Raw genomic sequence first — 20,961 nt, 5'->3', positions numbered from 1 at the left:
GGATCATACAAGGACAACAATAATGACGATCCAACAAGGTCGAATCGACGTGCACCACCACATCATCCCGCCGGCCTTCGTCGAGACCATGACGAGCAAGGGCCTGGACATGGTGGCCGGAGCGCCGCTGCCGAAATGGACAGCGCAGAAGTCCATCGAGGTGATGGACCTCAACGGCATCCAGACGGCGATCACCTCGCTGTCTGCGCCGGGTGTGCACTTTGGCGGTGGCGTGGTGCAGGCCCGCGAGCTGGCCATGCGCTGCAACGATTTCGCCGCGCAGATGCGCGACGATTATCCGGGCCGCTTCGGCAACTTCGCGGTGCTGCCGACACCCTTCACCGAAGCCGCGTGCCGCGAGGCGATCCGCGCCCTGGATGAGCTCAAGGCCGAGGGCGTGGTGCTGCTGGGCAGCACCGATGGTGTATTCCTCGGCGACGCTCGTTTCGATGAGCTGATGGCCGAGCTGGACCGCCGCGCGGCCATCGTCTTCGTCCATCCGAACATGCACGAGACCAGCGAGCGGCTGGGCATGGTCGCGCCGGGCTTCCTGGTGGAGTTTCTCTGCGATACCACGCGTGCGGCGGTCAACCTGATGCTTACCGGCACTCTGGAAAAGTACCCGCGCATTCGCTGGATTCTTGCCCACGGCGGCGGCTTCCTGCCCTACGTGGCCTGGCGCGTTTCACTGGCCAATGCACTGCCGCAATTCCAGGACAAGGCGCCGCAAGGGGTGATGACCTACCTGAAGCGCTTCTACTACGACACCGCGCTGTCGCCGTCGCGCTATTCGATGGCTGCGCTCAAGGAGCTGGTCGAGCCATCGCAGATTCTCTTCGGCAGCGACTTCCCGTTCGCTCCGGCGCCGGTCACGACCTTGTCCTGCCAGACCCTGGAGGAGAACCCTCTGTGGTCCGACGAGCAGCGCTACGGGATCAGCCGCGGCCATGCGCTGAGCCTGTTCCCGCAGTATCGCCAGGCCGACGAGCGCGTGGTAGCGGCGCCGATCTACAGCGGCGAGTCCTTCGCCAGCCGCATGAAGCGCAGCCTCACACGGCCCCTGGGCGCCTACGTCGAACGCGTGCGCAGCCGCTGAACCTGGCCGGGAGAACAGCATGAAACGCCGTGAATTCGTGATTGGTGCGGGTGTGCTCGCCAGCGCCTCGCTGCTTGCCGACGAATTGCCGAAACTGGCTCCGGGCGCGGTTCCGGGCGATGCGCCCGGACCCTCGCCGGCGGCCGTGCCGCTCGCTATAGGGCATATCGACGTGCACCACCATATCGTGCCGCCGTTCTATGCCGAGGCGCTGCGCCGCCAGGGGCTGGAACGAGTCACCGGCGTGGGCCTGCCGGAGTGGTCGGCGGAGCGCTCGGTGGCCCTGCTCGATGCGCAGGGTGTGCGTACGGCGATCACGTCGCTGTCGTCGCCCGGCGTCTGGTTCGGCGATGCTCGCGCCGCCGCCGGCCTGGCACGACGCTGCAATGAGTTCGCCGCCGAGCTGGGCCAGCGCCACACCGGGCGCTTCGGCAGCTTCGCCTGCCTGCCGTTGCCGGCTACCGACGCCGCCTGCGCCGAGGCGGTGCACGCCCTGGATGTGCTCAAGGCCGACGGTGTGGTGCTGCTGGCCAGCAACGATGGAGTGTTTCTTGGCGATGCCCGCTTCGATGAGCTGATGGCCGAACTGGACCGCCGCGAAGCCAGCGTGTTCCTCCATCCCAACCTGCACCCGAGCAGCGGGGAACTCGGCCTGGCCGCGCCCGGCTTCCTGCTGGAGTTCGTCTGCGATACCACGCGTGCCGCGGTGAACCTGATTCTCAGCGGGACGCTGGAGAAGTATCCGCGCATCCGCTGGATTCTCGCCCATGCCGGCGGCTTCCTGCCCTATGCGGCCTGGCGCATATCGCTGGCCAACGCCTTGCCGCAGTTCCAGGAACAGGCACCGTTGGGGGTGATGAGCTACCTGCGGCGCTTCTACTTCGACACCGCGCTGGCCCCGGCGGCGCCATCGATGGCGGTGCTGCGCGAGCTGGTGGAGCCGAGCCAGCTGCTGTTCGGCAGCGACTTCCCGTTTGCCCCGCAGCTGCTGGTCGCCGAGCAGATGACGACGCTCGCCGCCAGCGGCATATGGAGCGCCCAGGCGCTGGCGGGCATCCGCCGAAGCCACGCCCTGAGCCTCTTCCCACGCTTCGCTGCGGCGGGCGAGGCGGTGGCGGCGGCGCCGCGTTTCGAGGAAGAGTCCACCTTGCACTGGCTCGGCCGTAGCGCCGGAAAGCCGTTCGCCGCCCTGGCTCAACATTTGAAGGATTGAACCCATGAGTACATTGTTCGAGCCGCTGCGCCTGCCCAACGGGCAGGTGATCCGCAACCGCATCGCCAAGGCCGCGATGGAAGAGAACCTGGCCGACGCCGACCACGCGCCCGGCGACCGTTTGTTGCGCCTGTACCGCCGCTGGGCGGAAGGTGGCGCGGGTTTGATCATCACCGGCAACGTCATGGTCGACCGCCGTGCGCTCACCGGTCCGGCCGGGGTAATACTGGAAGATGATCGCCTGCTGCAGCGTTTCAGCCGCTGGGCCGAGGCGTGCCGTAGTCATGGTGCGCAGGCGTGGATGCAGATCAACCACCCGGGTCGCCAACTGATGGCCGACCTGGGCCAGCAGGCGCTCGGGCCTTCGGCCATCGCCGTGGACATTCCCGGCCTGAAGAATGTGTTCGCCCAGCCGCGCGCACTGTCGGGCAGCGAGATCGACGCGTTGATCCAGCGCTATCTCGACGCTGCGTTGCTGGCCGAGCGCGCCGGTTTCAGCGGCGTTCAGGTACATGCCGCGCATGGCTACCTGTTCAGCCAGTTCCTCTCGCCGCTGAGCAACCGGCGCGAGGATGACTGGGGCGGCAGCCTGGAGAACCGCGCGCGCATCCTGCTGCGTACGGTGGAGGCAATCCGCGAGCGGGTGGCTGCGGAGTTCTGCGTGGCGGTCAAGCTCAATTCCGCCGACTTCCAGCGTGGCGGCTTCGAGGCGCAGGATGCCGAGGCGGTGATCCGCATGCTCAACGGGCGCGGGGTCGACCTGGTCGAGATTTCCGGTGGCAGCTATGAAAGCCCGGCCATGCAGGGGCAGACTCGCGATGGCCGCACCCTGGCGCGGGAGGCGTATTTCCTGGAATTCGCCGAGCGCATTGCGGCCACCGCGCGGATGCCACTGATGGTCACCGGGGGCATTCGCCGGCGCGAGGTTGCCGAGCGTGTGCTCAAGGGCCGGGTAGCGATGGTCGGGATGGCCACGGCGCTGGCGGTCGACCCGGCGTTGCCGCGCCGCTGGCAGGCCGGAGAGGGCGCTGGCGTCGAGCCGATCGTGGTGGCCTGGAAGAACAAGGCATTCGCCGCCGTGGCGACCCAGTCGGTGGTGAAGAAGCAACTCGCGCTCCTCAGCCAGGGCCGCCCGACCAACCCGCGCACTTCTCCGTTGCTGGCTTTGATCGGCAACCAGTTGAAGCTGCGCAAGCAATCGCGTCGCTACCGGCGCTGGGTGGAACAGGCTCGCTGAGACTCAGCCGTCCTGCGGCAGGGGCAGGGCGGCGATCTTCCGTGCCCTGGCCGGGGTGGCGCCGAGCGCCCGCAGGACCATCTCGGCGAGCAGGATGTCCTGCTCGTCGTGAGTGCGGCCTTCCAGCGTGGCGCGGATGGCGCCGGTCGCGCAGGAAATCACCAGGTCCAGGGCGATGTCTTCGTTCGCATAGTGGAAGACGCCTTCGGCCAGGCCACCGCGCAGGTCGTCGCGCACATGGCTGGCCAGCGTGGAGTGCATCGCCTGGTCGAAGTGGATCACTCGCAGCAGCGCGCTGGCCCATTGCGGGTCCGACTGGGCGCGCAGGACGAACATGCGGACACCGATGGCGAGCCGTTTCGAGCCGCTGTCGATGTGCCTGCTGAGCTCCGAGATGGTCTCCGAGAACTCCCCGGCAAGCTCGATGCCCACGGCCTCGGCCAGTTCCTCGCGAGTGCGGAAATAGTTGTAGATGGTGCCGGTGGAGACCTCGGCCTCCACGGCGAGGTCTTGCAGCGCGGTCGCCGCGACATCCTGCCGGGCGAAGACGCGCAGGGCCGCGTCGAGCAGGCCCTGGCGGGTGCGTGCGCGTTTCTTGTGGCCGCGGGTGAGCGGTGCGGTGCTGTCGTCGCGTGTATGGCGGTCGGTCATGGCGCGTGTCTGTCTGCGGGGCTGCGTCGATGATACGGGAAGCCTGGGGCCGACCGGTACTCGCTCATGCCTGGAGCAATGCCTGGCAGTGGCGCAGCATCTCGCCGGCCTGCTCGGGTGCGCCCTGGTGCATGATGATGCGGTCTGGCCGTACCACCGCCAGCGTCGGCTGCGGCCAGGACGCGAGCAGGGTGCCGTCGAGGCTTTCGGCGAAGTCCTGGACGCCGTCGCCACGGCCGTGGCCGATCTGCAGGAAGCCGCCGCCCAGCTCCAGCCACCTGGCTTGCTGCTGTGGGTCGAGCCAGCGCCGGGGGTCTGTGCCCAGGCCGACCAGTTGCAGGCGGTCCCCCAGCAGTTGATCGCTCAGGCAGATGCGCCCGCCGCTGCGTACCCAGGCCTGGGGAAACAGCCCGCCGCTGACGGCGCGCAAACGTCGCGAACCGCGAACGAACAGCCCTCGGCGATAACGGTTCTTCGGCTTGATGTCCAACTCCTCGAAATGCCGCCGGGCCGCCGGAATGATGCGCAGGGTCTTCATGAACCCGTGGATCAGCGCCGCAGCAACGGCGTTGCTCGGCATCACCAGGCGCCCCATCAGCTTGGCCAGGTCGATCATCTCCCGTGCGTGGGGTTGGCGCTCCTGGTCGTAGCTGTCGAGTATCCCTGGCGAGGCACGTCCCTGGAGTACCCAGGAGAGCTTCCAGGCCAGGTTGGCGACATCTCGCAGGCCGGCCACCAGGCCCTGGCCGACGAAGGGCGGGGTGATGTGCGCGGCATCGCCCACCAGGAAGACCCGGCCTTGCTGGAAGCTCTCGCAGCAGCGGGCATGGAAGCGGTAGACCGCCTTGCGCTCGATCCGTAACTGCTGGGGTTCGATCCAGGGGGCGAGCAGGGCGCGGATCCGCTCCTGGTCTTCCATCTGGTCGCGGGTCTCGCCGGGCCTGAGCATGAACTCCCAGCGCTCGCGCCCGCCCGGCGCGGGCATGTGCGGCGTTGGGCGGCGGTGGTCGCAAAGGAATTCCACGTGGTCGATGGCCTTGCCCTGGCGCGACCCGGCATCGACGATGAGCCAGTCTTCGGCGTAGCTCTGGCCATTGAACTCCTGGCCGATCAACCCGCGCACGCGGGAACTGGCGCCGTCCGCGCCCACCAGGTAGTCGCAGCGCACGCGGTGCTGGCGGCCCGCTTCGTCGCGCAGCAGCGCGGTCACACCGGATGCATCCTGGGTGAACTCCTGCAGTTCCAGCCCGCCCAGGCTGCGCAGGTTGTCGAAGCGCCGAGCCTGCTGGCGCATGGCTTGCTCCAGGTCCGGCTGATAGAAGGTCACCAGCTTGTGATGGCCGTCGATGCGGCCGCTGGTATTGGCCTGGCCGAACTGGCCGACGATGGGGCAGTGCATCTTCACGTGGGGAATCACCACGGTGTCGAAGGCGTCTTCTTCCAGCCCGGCGAGCTGGAGGATGCGCAGGGCTTCGTTGTCCAGGGCGATCGCGCGTGGCAGCGGCAACACATCGTGGGCCTTGTCGACCACCAGGGTGTCCACGCCATAGCGTCCGAGCAAGGCGGCAAGCGTCGCGCCCACGGGGCCGTTGCCGACCACCAGGACATCGACCGATTCGGGGGGGAGATCATTGTTGTTATTCATTTGGAATCCCGGTCCAGTGGAGTGCCCCGTGCACCGTTGTGCCAGGGTAGGTGAAATCTAGCAAAAATGACGAAATACTCAATATTGGTGATTGATTCATTTATCCGGGTGATTTCGCACGCCCGGAAACGGTCGTGAAATGACTCGTTACAGGCGAGGAGGGCCGGGCTGAGAAGCGCATCACGAATCCATTTTTGCGCCGTTTGACGGAATTTCGCCGCCAGATTTAGCTGTCGTACGCCCGCACTGCGCCAGCAGGGATGCGCCGGGTCACCCAGCAGATCGCTGATTTTCAAGGACGAAACGATGTCAGCAGACGTACCTCCCGAGGAGCCCGGAAACTCGTCACCGGACTCCGGGCTAGTCGCCCTGTGCATGCTCGCCAGGTTCCACAACATCGCGGCGTCGCCAGAGCAACTGGCCCATGACCACAGCCCCGATGGCGCTCCATTCGAGTCGCCGCAGATCCTGCTTGCCGCGCGTGCCCTGGGGTTGAAGGCGCGCTCCGTGCGCAGCGCGCCCAGGCGCCTGCCGCACCTGCCGTTGCCGGTCATCGCCGCCGATACCGCCGGAGGGTTCTTCATCATTGCCCGCCACGACGACGGCAAGGTGTTGATCCACGATCCGCGCGTCAATCGCCCCGAAGTGCTTGGCCTGGAGCAACTGGCCGCACGCTGGAGCGGCGAGGCGATCCTGGTTCAGTCGCAGGCGGCGGCTGCCCGCGAGCTGGGGCGTTTCGACTTCACCTGGTTCATCCCGGCCATCGTCAAATACCGCAAGCTGCTCGGGGAAGTGTTGCTGGTTTCTTTCGTGCTGCAGATCTTCGCTCTGCTCACGCCGCTGTTCTTCCAGGTGGTGATGGACAAGGTGCTGGTGCATCGCGGCCTCACCACGCTGGATGTCGTGGCCATCGGCCTGCTCGGCATCATGCTGTTCGAAACCCTGCTGTCGGGGCTGCGCAGCTACGTGTTCTCCCACACCGCCAGCCGTATCGACGTCGAGCTCGGCTCACGGTTGTTCCGCCACCTGGTGACATTGCCCCTGGCGTACTTCCAGGCGCGCCGCGTCGGCGACTCGGTGGCGCGCGTGCGCGAGCTGGAGAACATCCGCAGCTTCCTTACCGGCAACGCCATCACGCTGGTGCTCGATGTGCTGTTCTCGGTGGTGTTCATCGCGGTGATGTTCTTCTACAGCGGCTGGCTGACCCTGGTGGTGGTGCTGTCGTTGCCGCTGTACTTCATCATTTCCCTGGTCATCACGCCGATCCTGCGAGCGCGGCTCGACGAGAGTTTCAGTCGTGGCGCGGAGAACCAGGCGTTTCTGGTGGAGACGGTCAATGGCATCGACACTCTGAAATCGATGGCGGTGGAGCCGCAGATCAACCGCAAGTGGGACAACCAGCTCGCCGGCTACGTGGCCGCCAGCTTCAAGACGCAGAACCTGTCCAACATCGCCAACGAGGCGGTGGGCCTGGTCGGCAAGCTGGTGACGGTGGCGACGCTCTGGCTCGGTGCACGGCTGGTCATCGACGGCGACCTGAGCGTAGGCCAGTTGATCGCCTTCAATATGCTTGCCGGGCGGGTATCGCAGCCGATCATGCGCCTGGCGCAACTGTGGACCAGCTTCCAGCAGACCGGCGTATCGGTGCAGCGCCTGGGTGACATCCTCAATACCCGCACCGAGCAGAACGAGGCGGGGCGCAGCGACTTGCCGCCGATCAAGGGACGGATTGAATTCGACCAGGTGCATTTCCGCTACCGCCCGGATGGTTCGGAAGTGCTGCGCGGCGTCAGCCTGGTGGCCGCGCCCGGCGAGGTGATCGGCATCGTCGGCCGGTCCGGGTCGGGCAAGAGCACCCTGACTCGCCTGCTGCAGCGGCTGTACACGCCCGAGCGCGGCCGCGTGCTGGTGGACGGCACCGACCTGGCCCTGGCCAACGTGGCGTCGCTGCGTCGGCAGATCGGCGTGGTATTGCAGGACAACATGCTGTTCGCCCGTTCCATCCGCGAGAACATCGCCCTGGCCGATCCCGGCGCGCCGATCGAGGCGGTGATCCAGGCGGCCAGGCTGGCCGGTGCGCACGAGTTCATCCTCGAACTTCCCGAAGGCTATGACACCGTGGTCGGCGAGCACGGCGCCTCGCTGTCCGGCGGGCAACGGCAACGCATCGCCATTGCCCGCGCGCTGATCGGCGACCCGCGCGTACTGATCTTCGACGAAGCCACCAGCGCGCTGGACTACGAGTCGGAACGGGTCATCCAGCAGAACATGAAGGCCATCTGCCGGGGGCGCACGGTGATCATCATCGCGCATCGCCTGAGCGCGGTGCGCGAGGCCGACCGGATCGTGGTCATGGATCGCGGGCAGATAGTCGAGCAGGGCTCGCATGCCGAACTGTTGTCCCACCAGGCGGGCCATTACTCCCGTCTGCATCGTCTTCAGCAGGGGTAGGGCATGGGAGCCAAACGTGAATTGCTGCGCCGCTACCGCAGCGCCTGGCGCCAGTCGTGGAGCCAGCGAAAACAGATGGACAGCCCGCCGCGGCTGACCCATGAGGTGCAGTTCCTGCCTGCCGCCCTGGCGCTTCAGGAGAAGCCGCCGCACCCGGCGCCACGCTACATCCAGTGGGCGATCCTGGTGTTCTGCGCGCTGGCCCTGCTGTGGGCATGCATCGGTGAGATAGATGTGGTCGCCACCGCCAACGGAAAGATCGTTCCCAGCGGCAAGACCAAGGTGATCCAGCCGAGCGAGGTCGCCGTGGTGAAGGCGATCCATGTCTACGACGGTCAGCAGGTCAAGGCTGGGGAACTGCTGGTCGAGCTGGACTCGCAGATCACCGGCGCGGATGTCGAGCGCCTCAGGAGCGACCTGCTGGCGGCCCGTATCGACAGTGCGCGTGCCAGTGCGCTGCTCACCGCCATCGAGAGCGGGCGCGAACCCGGCCGGGTCGCTGCGCTGCTCGATGGCGTGGACGCCAAGCGCATCGATTCGGCGCAGACCTGGGTGCAGGGCCAGTACCTGGAGCTGCGTTCCAACGTGGCACAAATGCAGGCAGGCATCGAGCAGCGCAGCGCCGAGATCGAGGCGGCGCAGTCCAGCATCGCCTCGCTGCAGAAGTCCCTGCCCATTGCCAGGCAACTGGCCGAAGACTACCGGCGCCTGCTGGAGCGGAACTTCGTGGCCAAGCATGCCTCGCTGGAAAAGGAGCAGGCACTGCTGGACCAGGAGCGTGAACTGGCCGTGCAGAAGGCGCGGCTGCTGGAGCTGCAGGCATCCCGCCGTGAGGCGGAGGAGCGCAAGGAGGGCGTGTTCGCCCAGGCCCGGCGTTCCATGCTCGACCTGCAGCACGAGGCTGACCAGCGCCTGGCGGGACTGACCCAGGAATTGCTCAAGGCACAGCAGCGCGACCGGCTGACGCGGCTGGTCGCACCCGTGGATGGCACGGTACAGCAACTGGCGATTCATACGCCCGGTGGCGTGGTGACCGAAGCCCAGCCGCTGATGGCCATCGTCCCGCGCGACCAGCCGGTGGAGGTGGAAGCGATGCTGGAGAACAAGGACATCGGCTTCGTGCGTGCCGGCCAGGAAGTCGAGGTGAAGGTCGAGACATTCAATTTCACCAAGTACGGCGTCATGCACGGCGTCGTGCAGAGCGTATCGAGTGACGCCATCGAGGATGAGCGTCTGGGGCTGGTCTACAGCACGCGGATACAGCTCAAGGAAAACCTTATCCGGATCGACGAGCGGAGCGTGCTCCTGTCGCCCGGCATGGCCGTGCGCGCCGAGGTCAAGACCGACCGGCGCAAGGTCATCGACTACTTCCTGAGCCCCTTGCAGCGCCACCTGGATGAAGGTCTGGCAGAGCGCTGAACCACCAACTATGGATGAACCCATGAAAAAGACCCGCCTCGCACTGGCCTGCCTTCCCGTGCTGCTGCTCGACCTGACCCTTGCCCGCGCCGATGAGCTTTCCGGCATCCGGGCGGCTGCGGAAAAGGGAGAGTGCGTCATCGTCCACGAAGGACGAGAGGAACCCGCCGTTGCGCTGACCGCATCGGCCTACGACCTTCCCAGCTCCGACAAGCAGGAAGTCCTGAAACTGATATCGGTATTCCTCGCCCACGGTTGCTCCATTGCGCAACCCGATAGCGCGGGGATGTCGCCGCTGAACGTTTCGGTACTGACGGCTGAACCGGATCTGTTGCGCTACCTGCTCAAAGCCGGTGCGGACCCCTCCGAGCGGATCTCCGGATCGCGCCCCTGGGCCAATGGGAAGAACAGCGTCGAACTCGCCCAGGCATTGAACAAGGTAAGCCCCAGCGAGCGGCGCAAGGAAGTGCTGGAAGTACTCAACTCGAACTGAACGTTGCATTGCCGGAATGGAGGCTGCGATGGGTACGATCAAACGTGCGGCGGATGCTGCAAAAGAAGCGATGGAAGGCGGTAGCGAGCCATATTCCTATGAGAACCCCGGCAATGCCGCCGAGGTGATCGACGATCTGCTGGATGTACTGCCGGCGGGCCGGCTGCTCCCCGACGAGTTCTCGGAAAAGGCCGTCAGGGATGTGCGCAGGCTGGGTACCCACGACGATATCGAGCGGATGGAGCGCGAGATGATGGGCAATCCCGACTCGCTGCCCACTCCCGAAACCCCGCCGGACAACGACACGCCGCCACCGCCTCCGCCGCCGGCGCCACCGGAACCTCCCCGCGACCCGCTGTCCATCGACATCAATCGCGACGGCACTATCTCGACCCTGCACAAGGACCACGGCGTCCACTTCGACCTCGACAACAGTGGCTTCGCCGAGAGCACCAGTTGGGTCGCCTCCAGCGATGGCCTGCTGGTGCTCGATCGCAACGCCAACGGACGCATCGACGGCGGTGCCGAGCTGTTCGGCACCGAGACGCTGCTGGCCAACGGCAAGTTCGCCTCCAACGGCTTCGAGGCCATCGCCGACCTCGACCAGAACAAGGACGGCATGCTTTCCGCCGCCGACGAGGCGTTTTCCAACCTGCGAGTCTGGATCGATGGCAACAGCGACGGTGTTTCCACCGAAGCGGAACTGCACACGCTGACCTCGCTCGGGATCGAGTCGATTTCCACTCAGTACCAGGTAACGCCCCGGCGCGATGCCAATGGCGTGGAGCACCGTGAGTTCGGCGAGGTGACCTACGCGGATCAGTCCAAGGGGCTGGCCAATACGCTCTGGTTCAACTCCGACCGCACCGACACCATTCCCATTGAAATCCACACCGGCGAAGGTATTCCGCTGCCCGCCGATATCCTGGCCCTGCCCAATGCCGCGGGCTACGGCAACACCTATTCGCTGCACCAGGCGATGTCGCTGGATGCGTCCGGGCAACTGAAGAGCCTGGTCACTGCCTTCACCCAGGAAACCAGCGCCGCAGGCCGCAAGGCACTCATCGGCCAGATCCTGTTCCTGTGGACCGGCCAGAGCAACACGCCGCCCGGCAGCCGTGGCTCGGATATCGACGCCCGCCAGCTTGGCGTGCTGGAGTCCTTCTGGGGCTTCGCGGCCCTGCAGGAGAACCCCACCGGCCTGTATGCGCAGAGCTTGCGCACGGTCTACCAGCAGCTGGAACAGTCCATCTACTCGCAGTTGATGACATCCGGCTCGGCGCGCGGCGACTTTGCGCTGGTTTCCTCCACCGTCCAGGGCACCACCCGGACCTTCGACTTCACTTACCTGGCCTCCAAGTACGCCTTGCGTATCAGCCAGGGCGACGCGACGGCCACTGCCGATCTCAAGGATGCCATCGACATCGCTGCGGGCCTGAACCCGTACGATCCGTCCGTACGCAGCCAGTTCCTCGCGGCCCTGGAGAGCAGCTCGAACTACCTCAGTTCCGCCGACCGGCACACGCTGTACCAGGTGATCCGGGCCGGTGACGACACCATTGTCGGCACCAGCGGCGCGGACATCCTGCGTGGCTATACCGGCAACGATGTCATCAGGGGGGGCGCGGGGAACGACCTGATCCACGGCAACGAAGGCAACGACACCCTGTATGGCGGCGAGGGCAACGACTTCCTGCTGGGCAATCAGGGTAACAACACGCTGTACGGCGAGGCCGGCGACGACAACCTGTTCGGCGGCGAAGGACGCGACAATCTCCACGGCGGTGCCGGTAACGACGTACTCATCGCCGGCAGCGGGGCGAACTCTCTCTACGGCGATGACGGCGACGACACGCTGTTCGCCGGCGATGGCGCGAGCATGCTGTCGGGCGGCGCCGGCAACGACTTCTACATGTTCGCCGCCGGCAACGGCAATACCATCATCAACAACTGGGACAACCAGACCGGCAACATCGACAAGCTGATCATCGATGACTACGCGCTGTCAGAGCTGTCCATCACCCGCTTCAACGACGATCTGATCATCAGGGTGAAGGAGACCGGGCGGACGCTGACCGTCCAGTCCTATTTCCAGAACGATGGCGCGGGCGGCTACGCGCTCGACTACATCGGCCTGGAAAAGGACGGCACCATCCTCGACGTCGCCGCCGTCAAGGCGCTGGTGCAGGTACCTTCCGAGAACGCCGACCGGCTCTACGGCTATGCGGTCTCGGACACGCTGTCCGGGCTGGGCGGGAACGACCTGATCCATGGAGGTGCTGGCGACGACATATTGTCCGGTGACGCCGGCGACGACCAGGTCACCGGTGGTGCCGGCTCCGATGTCTATCGCTTCGAGCGCGGCTGGGGCCAGGACATCATCGACAACTACGATACCGGCACGGCCAAGACCGACGCCATCGTGTTCGGCCAGGGCATCGCCCAGGCTGATATCGCCATCACCCGCAATGGCTCCGACCTGGTGCTGAGCCTCAAGGGCACGACAGACCGGATCACACTGCGGAACTACTTCGAGAGCGACGGTGCCAGCGCCTACAAGCTCGAGGAAATCCGCTTCGCCGACGGCTCGCAGTGGACCGTCGAGCAGGTCAAGGCGCTGGCGATCCTCGGCACCGACGGCAATGATGTGCTGACCGGCTATGCCAGCGCCGACAGCATTTCCGCTGGCGCCGGCAATGACCGCATCGAGGCGCGTGGCGGCAACGACAGCCTGGACGGTGGCGAAGGCAACGACACCCTCGATGGCGGCGCTGGCGACGATGTGCTGACCGGCGGCACGGGCAACGACACGCTGACCGGCGGCGCAGGCTCCGATGTCTACCGCTTCGAGCGCGGCTGGGGCCAGGACATCATCGACAACTACGATACCGGCACGGCCAGGACCGACGCCATCGTGTTCGGCCAGGGTATCGCCCAGGCCGATATCGCCATTACCCGCAATGGCTCCGACCTGGTGCTGAGCCTCAAGGGCACGACAGACCGGATCACGCTGCGGAACTACTTCGAGAATGACGGCGCCAGCGCCTACCGGCTCGAGGAAATCCGCTTCGCCGACGGCGCGCAATGGAACATCGAGCAGGTCAAGGCGCTGGCGATCCTCGGCACCGACGGCAACGACGTACTGACCGGCTATGCCAGCGCCGACAGCATTTCCGCTGGCGCCGGCAATGACCGCATCGAGGCGCGCGGCGGCAACGACAGCCTGGACGGTGGCGAAGGCAACGACACCCTCGATGGCGGCGCTGGCGACGATGTGCTGACTGGCGGCACGGGCAACGACACGCTGACCGGTGGCGCAGGCTCCGATGTCTACCGCTTCGAGCGCGGCTGGGGCCAGGACATCATCGACAACTACGACTCGTCCGAGGCCAGGGTCGATGCCATCGCCTTCGGCAGCGGCATCGCCAGCGGCGACATCCTGGTCACCCGCAACTACTCGGACCTGATCCTCACGCTCGCGGGCTCAACCGACCGCATCACCGTTCGCGGCTATTTCAACCAGGATGGCGCCAGCCATTCGCGGCTGGACGAAGTGCGCTTTGCCGATGGCACTGTCTGGACCGTGGAAACGGTCAAGACCCTGGCCATCCAGGGCACCGCGGGCAACGACAACCTGCGCGGCTACGCTACCGCCGACAGCATTGCCGCTGGTGCCGGCGACGATTGGGTCTATGGCGAGGCAGGCAACGATTCGTTGAGCGGCAACGAAGGCAACGACCAGCTCTACGGCGATAGCGGAGACGATTCGCTCAACGGCGGTGCCGGCGACGACCGGCTGATGGGCGAGGCCGGCGACGATATTCTTGAGGGCGGCGAGGGTAACGACAACCTGGTCGGTGGCGCTGGTTCCGACCGCTATCGGTTCGCTCGCGGCTGGGGCCAGGACACGCTGGACAACTACGACACCGATACGACAGGGCTGGACGCCATCGTCTTCGCCGACGGTATCGTACCGGCAGACATCGCCGTCACCCGCAACGGCGACAACCTGGTGCTGTCGCTGGCCGGTACCGGCGATCGCATCACCGTGCTCAACTTCTTCCAGGCCGATGGCCAGAGCGACTACCGGCTCGACGAGGTCCGCTTCGCCGACGGTACCGCCTGGAATATCGAGCAGGTCAAGGCGCTGGCCATCACCGGCACCGCCGCGAACGATCACCTGCGCGGCTACGCCAGTGACGACGTGATCTCGGCCCAGGGTGGTGACGACACCGTCTACGGTGCCGCGGGCAATGACACCATCGATGGCGGCCAGGGCAATGACGGGCTGTATGGCGAAGCCGGCAACGACATCCTGTCCGGCAACGAAGGCGACGACCGGCTCTGGGGCGGCGATGGCAACGACGTGCTGGCAGGCGGTACCGGCACTGACCTGCTCAGCGGCGGCGCTGGTGCCAACACCTATGTCTTCCGCGCCGGCGATGGCCGGGACAGGATCAACGACGAGTACACCTCCGGCCTGACGCTCAAGCTGCCGGATGCGACCGACGCGAACGTGGTCTTCAGGAAGGTCGGCAACGACCTGCAGATCAGTTTCATCGGCAATGCCGGCGACCAACTGACGCTGGAGGGCTTCTACCAGGGTGAAACGCCGCGCACGACCATCGACCTGCACCTGGGCAGCAATCCGTCGGCCCTCCTGGGAGCGGCAGAGCTGTACCTGCTGACCCTCAAGGGCACGGCGCTGGCGGATGTCATCCATGCCTATACGGCCAATGACATGGTGCACGGGCTGGATGGCAACGACTTCATCGATGCCGGTGCGGGCGACGACCAGATACACGGCGGTTCGGGCGACGACACGCTGCTGGGTGGCGTCGGCAACGACATCGTCGATGGCGGTGTCGGCAGCGATCTGCTCCAGGGCGGCGACGGCGACGATACCTATACCTTCGCCGGCGGCAGTGGCAGCGATGTGATCGAAGACAGTGCCGGGGCGGATACCCTGAACTTCGGCGATGCGCTGGCGAGCGAGCTGCTGCTGCGTCGCGATGGCCTGGACCTGGTGATCACCCGCGCGGCCACCGGTGACCAACTGCGCATTCGCGGCCAGTTCTCCGACCAGGCCGGAGTGCCGGGTTCGACGGCGGTGGAGGCCATCACCTTCGCCGACGGAACGCGCTGGGATCACGCGCAGATCAAGCAGATGGCGCTTGCCGGTACCGAGGCTGCCGACGAGATCTTCGGGCACGCCGATAGTGACCTGATCCACGCCGGCGGTGCCGACGACATCGTTCACGGCCAGGACGGCAACGACCAGATCCACGGCCAGGACGGCGCCGATACCCTCAACGGCGGCGACGGTGACGACCTGCTGTTCGGCGAGGCCGGCGACGACCTGCTCAACGGCGACTGGGGCAACGACACGCTGCACGGCGGTGCCGGCAACGACACCCTTAATGGGGGTGGCGGCGACGATCGCCTGTATGGCGAGGAGGGCGACGATAACCTGGTCGGCTCCGGCGTGCTCGACGGTGGTGCCGGTGACGATATCCTCGTCGGTTCCGGCGAGCTGCATGGCGGCGACGGCAACGACCAGTTGACCGGCGAAGCGTTCGACCTGCTTTCCGGCGGCGCCGGCGACGACATCCTGATCGCCTACAACAGCCCGTGGGACCAGGGCAGCAACATCCTCCAGGGCGGTACCGGCAACGACACGCTGTACGGTTCCTTCGGCGAAGACACCTACCGCTTCGCCCTCGGCGACGGGCGTGACCTGCTGATCGAGCGGCGCCCGGACGAGGCTTACAGCAACGTCGCCGCGACCGCGGATGTGCTGGAGTTCGGCGAAGGCATCTCGGCCGGCGACCTGACCTTCAACCGCCGTGGCCTGGACATGATCATCGAGCACGCCAATGGCACCGATTCGATCACCGTGCAGAACTGGTTCAGGGAACCGACGGATCACTTCAAGCTGGACCGCTTCGTCTTCGCCGACGGCAGCGAGCTGTCGCAGGCCGAGGTGGAAAGCCGGGTGATCCACTGGGGAACCGTGGGGGCTGACAGCTTCCTGGGCTACCGTGCGCAGGACGATCTGATGCGCCTGGGCGACGGTGACGACAAGGCCTGGGGCCGCGCCGGCAACGACACGCTGCATGGCGAGGGCGGCAACGACTACCTCGAAGGCGAGGCGGGCGACGACACTGTCTTCGGTGGCAGCGGTGACGACCAGCTCGACGGCGGCGCCGGCAGCGACTGGCTCGCGGGCGGCACCGGCAACGACAAGTATGTCTACAACGAAGGCGATGGCTTCGATGTCATCGACAACAGTGGCGGCGGCAACGATGGAGTGTTCTTCGGCGAGGGCATCGGCGCAGACCGCCTGAGCTTCCGCCGTGACGGCGACGACCTGCTGATCGAGGTCGATGCCGATCCGGCCCAGGGTGTTCGCGTCCTGGGGCACTTCGCTGGCGGCGACAAGGCTATCGCCTATGTCCAGCCCAACGGCGGCTTCATGATCCAGGCGGCGCGCATCGCCCACATCGCGGCAGCCAACGGCGTGCCCGGTGGCTATAGCGCGGTGATCGACGGCACGTCCGCCGGCGAGCAGCTCTCCGGTTACGACAGCCGCGACCTGATCCGTGGCGGTGCGGGCAACGACACCCTGTTCGGCATGGGCGGCGACGACCAGGTCGAGGGTGGCGATGGCAACGACTACCTGTCCGGCGGCAACGGCATGGCCACCGGTTCGGGCAACGATGTGATCATCGGCGGCGCCGGCAATGACGTGCTGGACGGCGAGGATGGCAACGACCAGTTGGCCGGCGGCGCGGGTGACGACAAGTACTACTACCGCGCCCAGGGTGGCCTGGATGTGATCGACAACGCCGGTGGCGGGTTCGACGGGGTGTTCTTCCTCGAAGGGATCGATCGCAGCCGCCTGAGCTTCCACCGCGAAGGCGACGATCTGGTGATCCTGGTCGACAAGGACCTGGCGCAGCAGGTGCGGGTGAGCAAGCACTTCCTCGGCGGCGACAATGCCATCGACTACGTGCAGCCCGACGGCGGCAGTTACCTGACCACCGCGCAGATCGCCGGGATGCTGACGGCTCTGCCGGACGGATCGGGAGGGCCGACCGACCCGACCGATCCGACGGACCCGACCGATCCTACCGACCCGACCGATCCGGGCACTCCGCCGGTGCCCGGTGTGGGTGGCGACGATGTGCTGACCGGCACCGCAGGGCATGACGTACTGCTCGGCGGCGCCGGCAACGACACGCTCAACGGTGGCGCCGGCAACGACCGGCTGGTGGGCGGCGAGGGCAATGACCTGTACATCTATACCGCCGGCCAGGACGTCATCGAGGAGCAGGGCAACGGTAACGACACGCTGCGCTTCGGCAATGGCATCACCTTCAACCAGGTCGGTTCCGGGCTCACCAAGTCCGGCAACGACCTGATCCTCAAGGTGAACGGCAGCACCACCAACCAGGTGACGCTGAAGAACTACTTCCTGGGCGGCGAGAACCTGGTCGAGACCATCACCTTCGAGACCGGTGGCCAGCTCACGGCGGCGCAGATATTCGGCGCCTTCGGCCTGCCGGTTCCGTCCGCGCCGGCGGCGAGCTACGACAATACGCTCCAGGGCTCGGCCGGCAACGACGCGGCACTCAACGGTGGCGCCCAGCGCGACCTGCTCCAGGGCTTCAACGGCAACGACGTGCTGTTCGGCGATGCCGGTGCGGATCGCCTCGAAGGCGGCAATGGCGACGACACCCTCAACGGCGGCGTCGGCAACGACACCCTCGTCGGCGGTCGCGGTGACGACGTGTACATCTTTGCCGCCGGCAGCGGCCAGGATGTCATCGACAACACCGGCGGTGGCGTCGATACCCTGCGCTTCGAGGGCATCACCTTCAATCAGGTCGGCAGCGGGCTGATGAAGAGCGGCAACGACCTGGTGCTCAACGTCAGCGGCGGCACGGACAAGGTGACGCTGAAGAACTGGTTCCTGGGTGGCGACAACGTCGTCGACAACATCGTGTTCGCCAGTGGCGGCTCGTTGAGCGCGGACCAGATATTCGGCGCCTTCGGCCTGGCCAACCCGGACCCGAAAGGCTCGCCGGTGTACCGCAACGTGCCCGATGAGCGTGCTTTCGGCACGGTGACAGCGGGGCAGGCTGGCGACCAGATCATCCTCGGTTCGTCCGATGCCGACCTGATCGACGGCGGCGCCGGCAACGACCAGTTGCGCGGCAACAAGGGCAACGACTATCTGCTGGGCGGGGATGGTTCGGACACCTATCGGTTCGCTGCCGGCGACGGCCAGGACGTCATCAACAACCTGTCCAACACACCGGCGGACAATGATGTGCTCGCCTTCGAAGGCATCGGTCGCGACAACCTCTGGCTGTCGCGCGATGGGGACAATCTGGTGCTGGACGTCAGGGGATCGGAAGATCGCGTGACCATCCAGGACTGGTACCGCGACCCGGCGCAGAAGGTCGATGCGATCCAGGCTGGCGGTTCGACGCTGTATGCCAACGCGGTCGACAACCTGGTGAACGCGATGGCGGCCTTCGGCGCACCGGCCGGAGGGGAGATCAACCTGACCCAGGCGCAGCGCGACCAGCTCAATGTGGTGATCGCCGCGAACTGGCAATCCTGATCGAGTGCCACTGACAGAACCCGCCGCAAGGCGGGTTCTTTCTTTCCGGTGTGCATGTCGCCTGGCGACGGCGGCCCGGGTTGCATCCGGTATCCGGTGCGTGGCGCTGCCCCCGGCGGGCTGCGGACCGTGGAAAGGCAGGTCGCCCGCTTGGGAAAACGCTACCGCAACTGGCCAGTTTCGGCCCTGAACTTCGTGGCCGGCGACTCCATCCTCAGTTGCGATGCGGCGCTGGAACCGGGCCTGGCTGCCGACGCGCGGTCAAGGCCGTCGGCGTCCCGTTCCGAGACTCCAGCCAGGGCACCGCCAGGTGCTCTGGCTGGCCCACCGTCAGGGCTTCTGCTGCGCCTGCTGGCGCGCCTTTTCGGCGATCTTCTGGTACACCGCCTGCTGCACCTGGTCGATGGTGAAGCTGGCCGGGCGCTGGCTGGGCGGCCATTCGATGAAGGTCTGCAGGAACTGCGTCGATTTCATGGTGGCGATACCCAGCAGGTAGGCGTTCTTCACCAGCCAGTTGTTGTACTGGTCGGAGACGATGTCGGCGGTCTCGTACGGGTCCATGCGCAGGTTGTACAGCTTGGGAATGCGCAGGCACACGAACGGCTCGCTCCACACCTCGAAGCCACCGGGCTTGCGCTGCTCGCAGAACACCGCTTTCCAGTCGCCGAAGCGCATGGCCACCAGTTGCCCGTCGTCGTTGAAGTAGTAGAACTCGCTACGCGCGCTGTCCTTCTGCTTGCCGGTGAGGTAGGCAAGCTGGTCGTAGCCGTCCAGGTGCACCTTGAAGCTCGGTCCGCCCGCTGTCGGCGCCCAGCCTTTGAGCAGGCGCTCCTTGGCATCGGGAACACCCACTGCCGAGAGCAGGGTGGGGAACCAGTCCAGCCCCGAGAACAGCCCGTTGGAAACCTGCCCGGCCTCGATGTGCCCCGGCCAGCGAATCATCGCCGGCACACGGAAGGCGCCCTCGTAGTTGGAGTTCTTCTCGTTGCGGAACGGCGAGGTGGCGGCATCCGGCCAGGTGAAGCGGTTCGGGCCGTTGTCGGTGGTATAGATGACGATAGTGTTGTCGGTGATCTTCAGGTCATCGAGGGTCTTGAGCAGCTTGCCGACGTCGCCATCGTGTTCGAGCATGCCGTCGGCGTACTCGTTGCCGGGCATGCCGCTCTGTCCCTTCATCGAGTCGCGCACGTGGGTGTAGAGGTGCATGCGGGTGGTGTTCATCCAGACGAAGAACGGCTTCTCCGCCTTGACCTGCTTGCCGATGAAGTTGATCGCGGCCTGGGTGGTTTCGTCGTCGATGGTCTCCATGCGCTTCCTGGTCAGCGCGCCGGTGTCTTCGATCTTGCCGTCGGCATAGGAGTGGATCACCCCGCGCGGGGAGAAGTGCTGGACGTATGGGTCCTTGGGATCCTTCGGCCAGTACGGACGCTCGGGTTCTTCCTCGGCGTTGAGGTGGTAGAGGTTGCCGAAGAACTCGTCGAAGCCATGCCTGGTTGGCAGGTATTCGTCGCGGTCGCCCAGGTGGTTCTTGCCGAATTGCCCGGTGGCATAGCCTTGCCCCTTGAGCGCCTGGGCCAGAGTGACATCGCGGTCCTGCAGGCCCACCGGTGAACCGGGCACGCCAACCTTGGTCAGCCCGGTGCGCAGCGATGCCTGCCCGGTGATGAAGGTGGAGCGCCCTGCGGTGCAACTGTTCTCCGCGTAGTAGTCGGTGAACAGCATGCCTTCCTTGGCGATACGGTCGATATTCGGCGTGCGATAGCCGACCACCCCTTGTGAATAGGCGCTGATATTGGTCTGGCCGATGTCGTCGCCGAAGATCACCAGGATGTTCGGCTTGTCGGCGGCCTGGGCGCCGGCTCCGGCAAGCAGGCCGACGGCCAGAGCGAGCCGCGGCAGCCAGCTGCGGTTGCGGGTCATAGCACGGTACTCCGAGATGCTTGTTGTTGTGATGAGTGGCCGGGCCGGAAGGGCGCGGACACTGGGCGTCATTGAACGCGGCATGGGGTGGGGTGCAAATCACCCGATCGGGTGGTTCGCCAAGGCGGATGGGTAGGCGTTTCTGGCGGGTGTTACGCCGGGTACCGCGGATTCTGCCGGTCTGCGGGACAAAAGCACGGGGGC

The 20,961-nt window shown here is 66.0% G+C and carries 11 protein-coding genes; 7 read left to right on the top strand and 4 right to left on the bottom strand.

Annotated features, from left to right (window positions below; all coding sequences use genetic code 11):
* The first annotated feature begins 22 nt into the window (after nt 1–22).
* The 3 genes from OU419_RS15025 to OU419_RS15015 are packed head-to-tail and all read left to right on the top strand — an operon-like array spanning nt 23 to nt 3,546.
* On the top strand, nt 23–1,096 hold the full coding sequence (locus OU419_RS15025) for an amidohydrolase family protein (RefSeq protein ID WP_254476563.1): 1,074 nt from the start codon (nt 23–25) through the stop codon (nt 1,094–1,096).
* 19 nt (nt 1,097–1,115) lie between these two features.
* Complete coding sequence (locus OU419_RS15020; protein ID WP_254476562.1) at nt 1,116–2,309, top strand: amidohydrolase family protein; 1,194 nt, start codon at nt 1,116–1,118, stop codon at nt 2,307–2,309.
* 4 nt (nt 2,310–2,313) lie between these two features.
* Nucleotides 2,314–3,546: an NADH:flavin oxidoreductase/NADH oxidase family protein gene (locus tag OU419_RS15015; protein WP_254476561.1), complete on the top strand. Its 1,233-nt coding sequence runs from the start codon at nt 2,314–2,316 to the stop codon at nt 3,544–3,546.
* A 3-nt stretch (nt 3,547–3,549) separates the two neighbouring features.
* Here OU419_RS15015 and OU419_RS15010 read toward each other — a convergent pair whose 3' ends face one another.
* From OU419_RS15010 to OU419_RS15000, 3 genes are all read right to left on the bottom strand, one after another.
* A complete protein-coding gene (locus OU419_RS15010; RefSeq protein ID WP_254476560.1) occupies nt 3,550–4,197 on the bottom strand; it encodes a TetR/AcrR family transcriptional regulator in 648 nt (215 codons plus the stop codon).
* A gap of 64 nt (nt 4,198–4,261) precedes the next feature.
* Nucleotides 4,262–5,842: a bifunctional 3-(3-hydroxy-phenyl)propionate/3-hydroxycinnamic acid hydroxylase gene (locus OU419_RS15005; protein ID WP_254476559.1), complete on the bottom strand. Its 1,581-nt coding sequence runs from the start codon at nt 5,840–5,842 to the stop codon at nt 4,262–4,264.
* Nucleotides 5,839–6,138, bottom strand: a complete 300-nt coding sequence (locus tag OU419_RS15000) for a hypothetical protein (protein ID WP_254476558.1) — start codon at nt 6,136–6,138, stop codon at nt 5,839–5,841. The genes OU419_RS15005 and OU419_RS15000 overlap by 4 nt, the downstream gene beginning before the upstream one ends.
* A gap of 10 nt (nt 6,139–6,148) precedes the next feature.
* Here OU419_RS15000 and OU419_RS14995 point away from each other — a divergent pair, with 10 nt between their 5' ends.
* From OU419_RS14995 to OU419_RS14980, 4 genes are read left to right on the top strand one after another with little or no spacing between them, the layout of a single operon-like run.
* Nucleotides 6,149–8,293 carry a type I secretion system permease/ATPase gene (locus OU419_RS14995; RefSeq protein WP_254476557.1) on the top strand — a complete coding sequence of 715 codons (2,145 nt, stop codon included), beginning with the start codon at nt 6,149–6,151 and terminating at the stop codon, nt 8,291–8,293.
* A 3-nt stretch (nt 8,294–8,296) separates the two neighbouring features.
* On the top strand, nt 8,297–9,712 hold the full coding sequence (locus OU419_RS14990; RefSeq protein WP_254476556.1) for an HlyD family type I secretion periplasmic adaptor subunit: 1,416 nt from the start codon (nt 8,297–8,299) through the stop codon (nt 9,710–9,712).
* Nucleotides 9,713–9,734: 22 nt separating this feature from the next.
* A complete protein-coding gene (locus OU419_RS14985; protein WP_254476555.1) occupies nt 9,735–10,205 on the top strand; it encodes an ankyrin repeat domain-containing protein in 471 nt (156 codons plus the stop codon).
* 28 nt (nt 10,206–10,233) lie between these two features.
* Nucleotides 10,234–18,837 carry a calcium-binding protein gene (locus tag OU419_RS14980; protein WP_268171615.1) on the top strand — a complete coding sequence of 2,868 codons (8,604 nt, stop codon included), beginning with the start codon at nt 10,234–10,236 and terminating at the stop codon, nt 18,835–18,837.
* Between the two features lie 330 nt (nt 18,838–19,167).
* On the opposite strand, the gene OU419_RS14975 is transcribed toward OU419_RS14980, so the two are convergent.
* Entirely contained in the window at nt 19,168–20,757 is a 1,590-nt protein-coding gene (locus OU419_RS14975) for an arylsulfatase (protein WP_254476554.1), read from the bottom strand.
* Nucleotides 20,758–20,961: the final 204 nt, after the last annotated feature.

The sequence above is a fragment of the Pseudomonas triclosanedens genome, assembly GCF_026686735.1.
GTDB classification, from domain to species: domain Bacteria; phylum Pseudomonadota; class Gammaproteobacteria; order Pseudomonadales; family Pseudomonadaceae; genus Pseudomonas; species Pseudomonas triclosanedens.
Note: the sequence above shows the minus strand (reverse complement) of the source record. Positions and strands in the feature narration are given on the sequence as shown.

Excerpts from the sequence above, each read along its gene's own strand:
- OU419_RS14980 (WP_268171615.1), top strand. The coding sequence starts at position 10,234 with ATGGGTACGATCAAACGTGCGGCGGATGCTGCAAAAGAAGCGATGGAA.
- OU419_RS14990 (WP_254476556.1), top strand. The coding sequence starts at position 8,297 with ATGGGAGCCAAACGTGAATTGCTGCGCCGCTACCGCAGCGCCTGGCGC.
- OU419_RS14975 (WP_254476554.1), bottom strand. The coding sequence starts at position 20,757 with ATGACCCGCAACCGCAGCTGGCTGCCGCGGCTCGCTCTGGCCGTCGGC.
- OU419_RS15025 (WP_254476563.1), top strand. The coding sequence starts at position 23 with ATGACGATCCAACAAGGTCGAATCGACGTGCACCACCACATCATCCCG.
- OU419_RS15015 (WP_254476561.1), top strand. The coding sequence starts at position 2,314 with ATGAGTACATTGTTCGAGCCGCTGCGCCTGCCCAACGGGCAGGTGATC.
- OU419_RS15020 (WP_254476562.1), top strand. The coding sequence starts at position 1,116 with ATGAAACGCCGTGAATTCGTGATTGGTGCGGGTGTGCTCGCCAGCGCC.
- OU419_RS14995 (WP_254476557.1), top strand. The coding sequence starts at position 6,149 with ATGTCAGCAGACGTACCTCCCGAGGAGCCCGGAAACTCGTCACCGGAC.
- OU419_RS15010 (WP_254476560.1), bottom strand. The coding sequence starts at position 4,197 with ATGACCGACCGCCATACACGCGACGACAGCACCGCACCGCTCACCCGC.
- OU419_RS15005 (WP_254476559.1), bottom strand. The coding sequence starts at position 5,842 with ATGAATAACAACAATGATCTCCCCCCCGAATCGGTCGATGTCCTGGTG.
- OU419_RS14985 (WP_254476555.1), top strand. The coding sequence starts at position 9,735 with ATGAAAAAGACCCGCCTCGCACTGGCCTGCCTTCCCGTGCTGCTGCTC.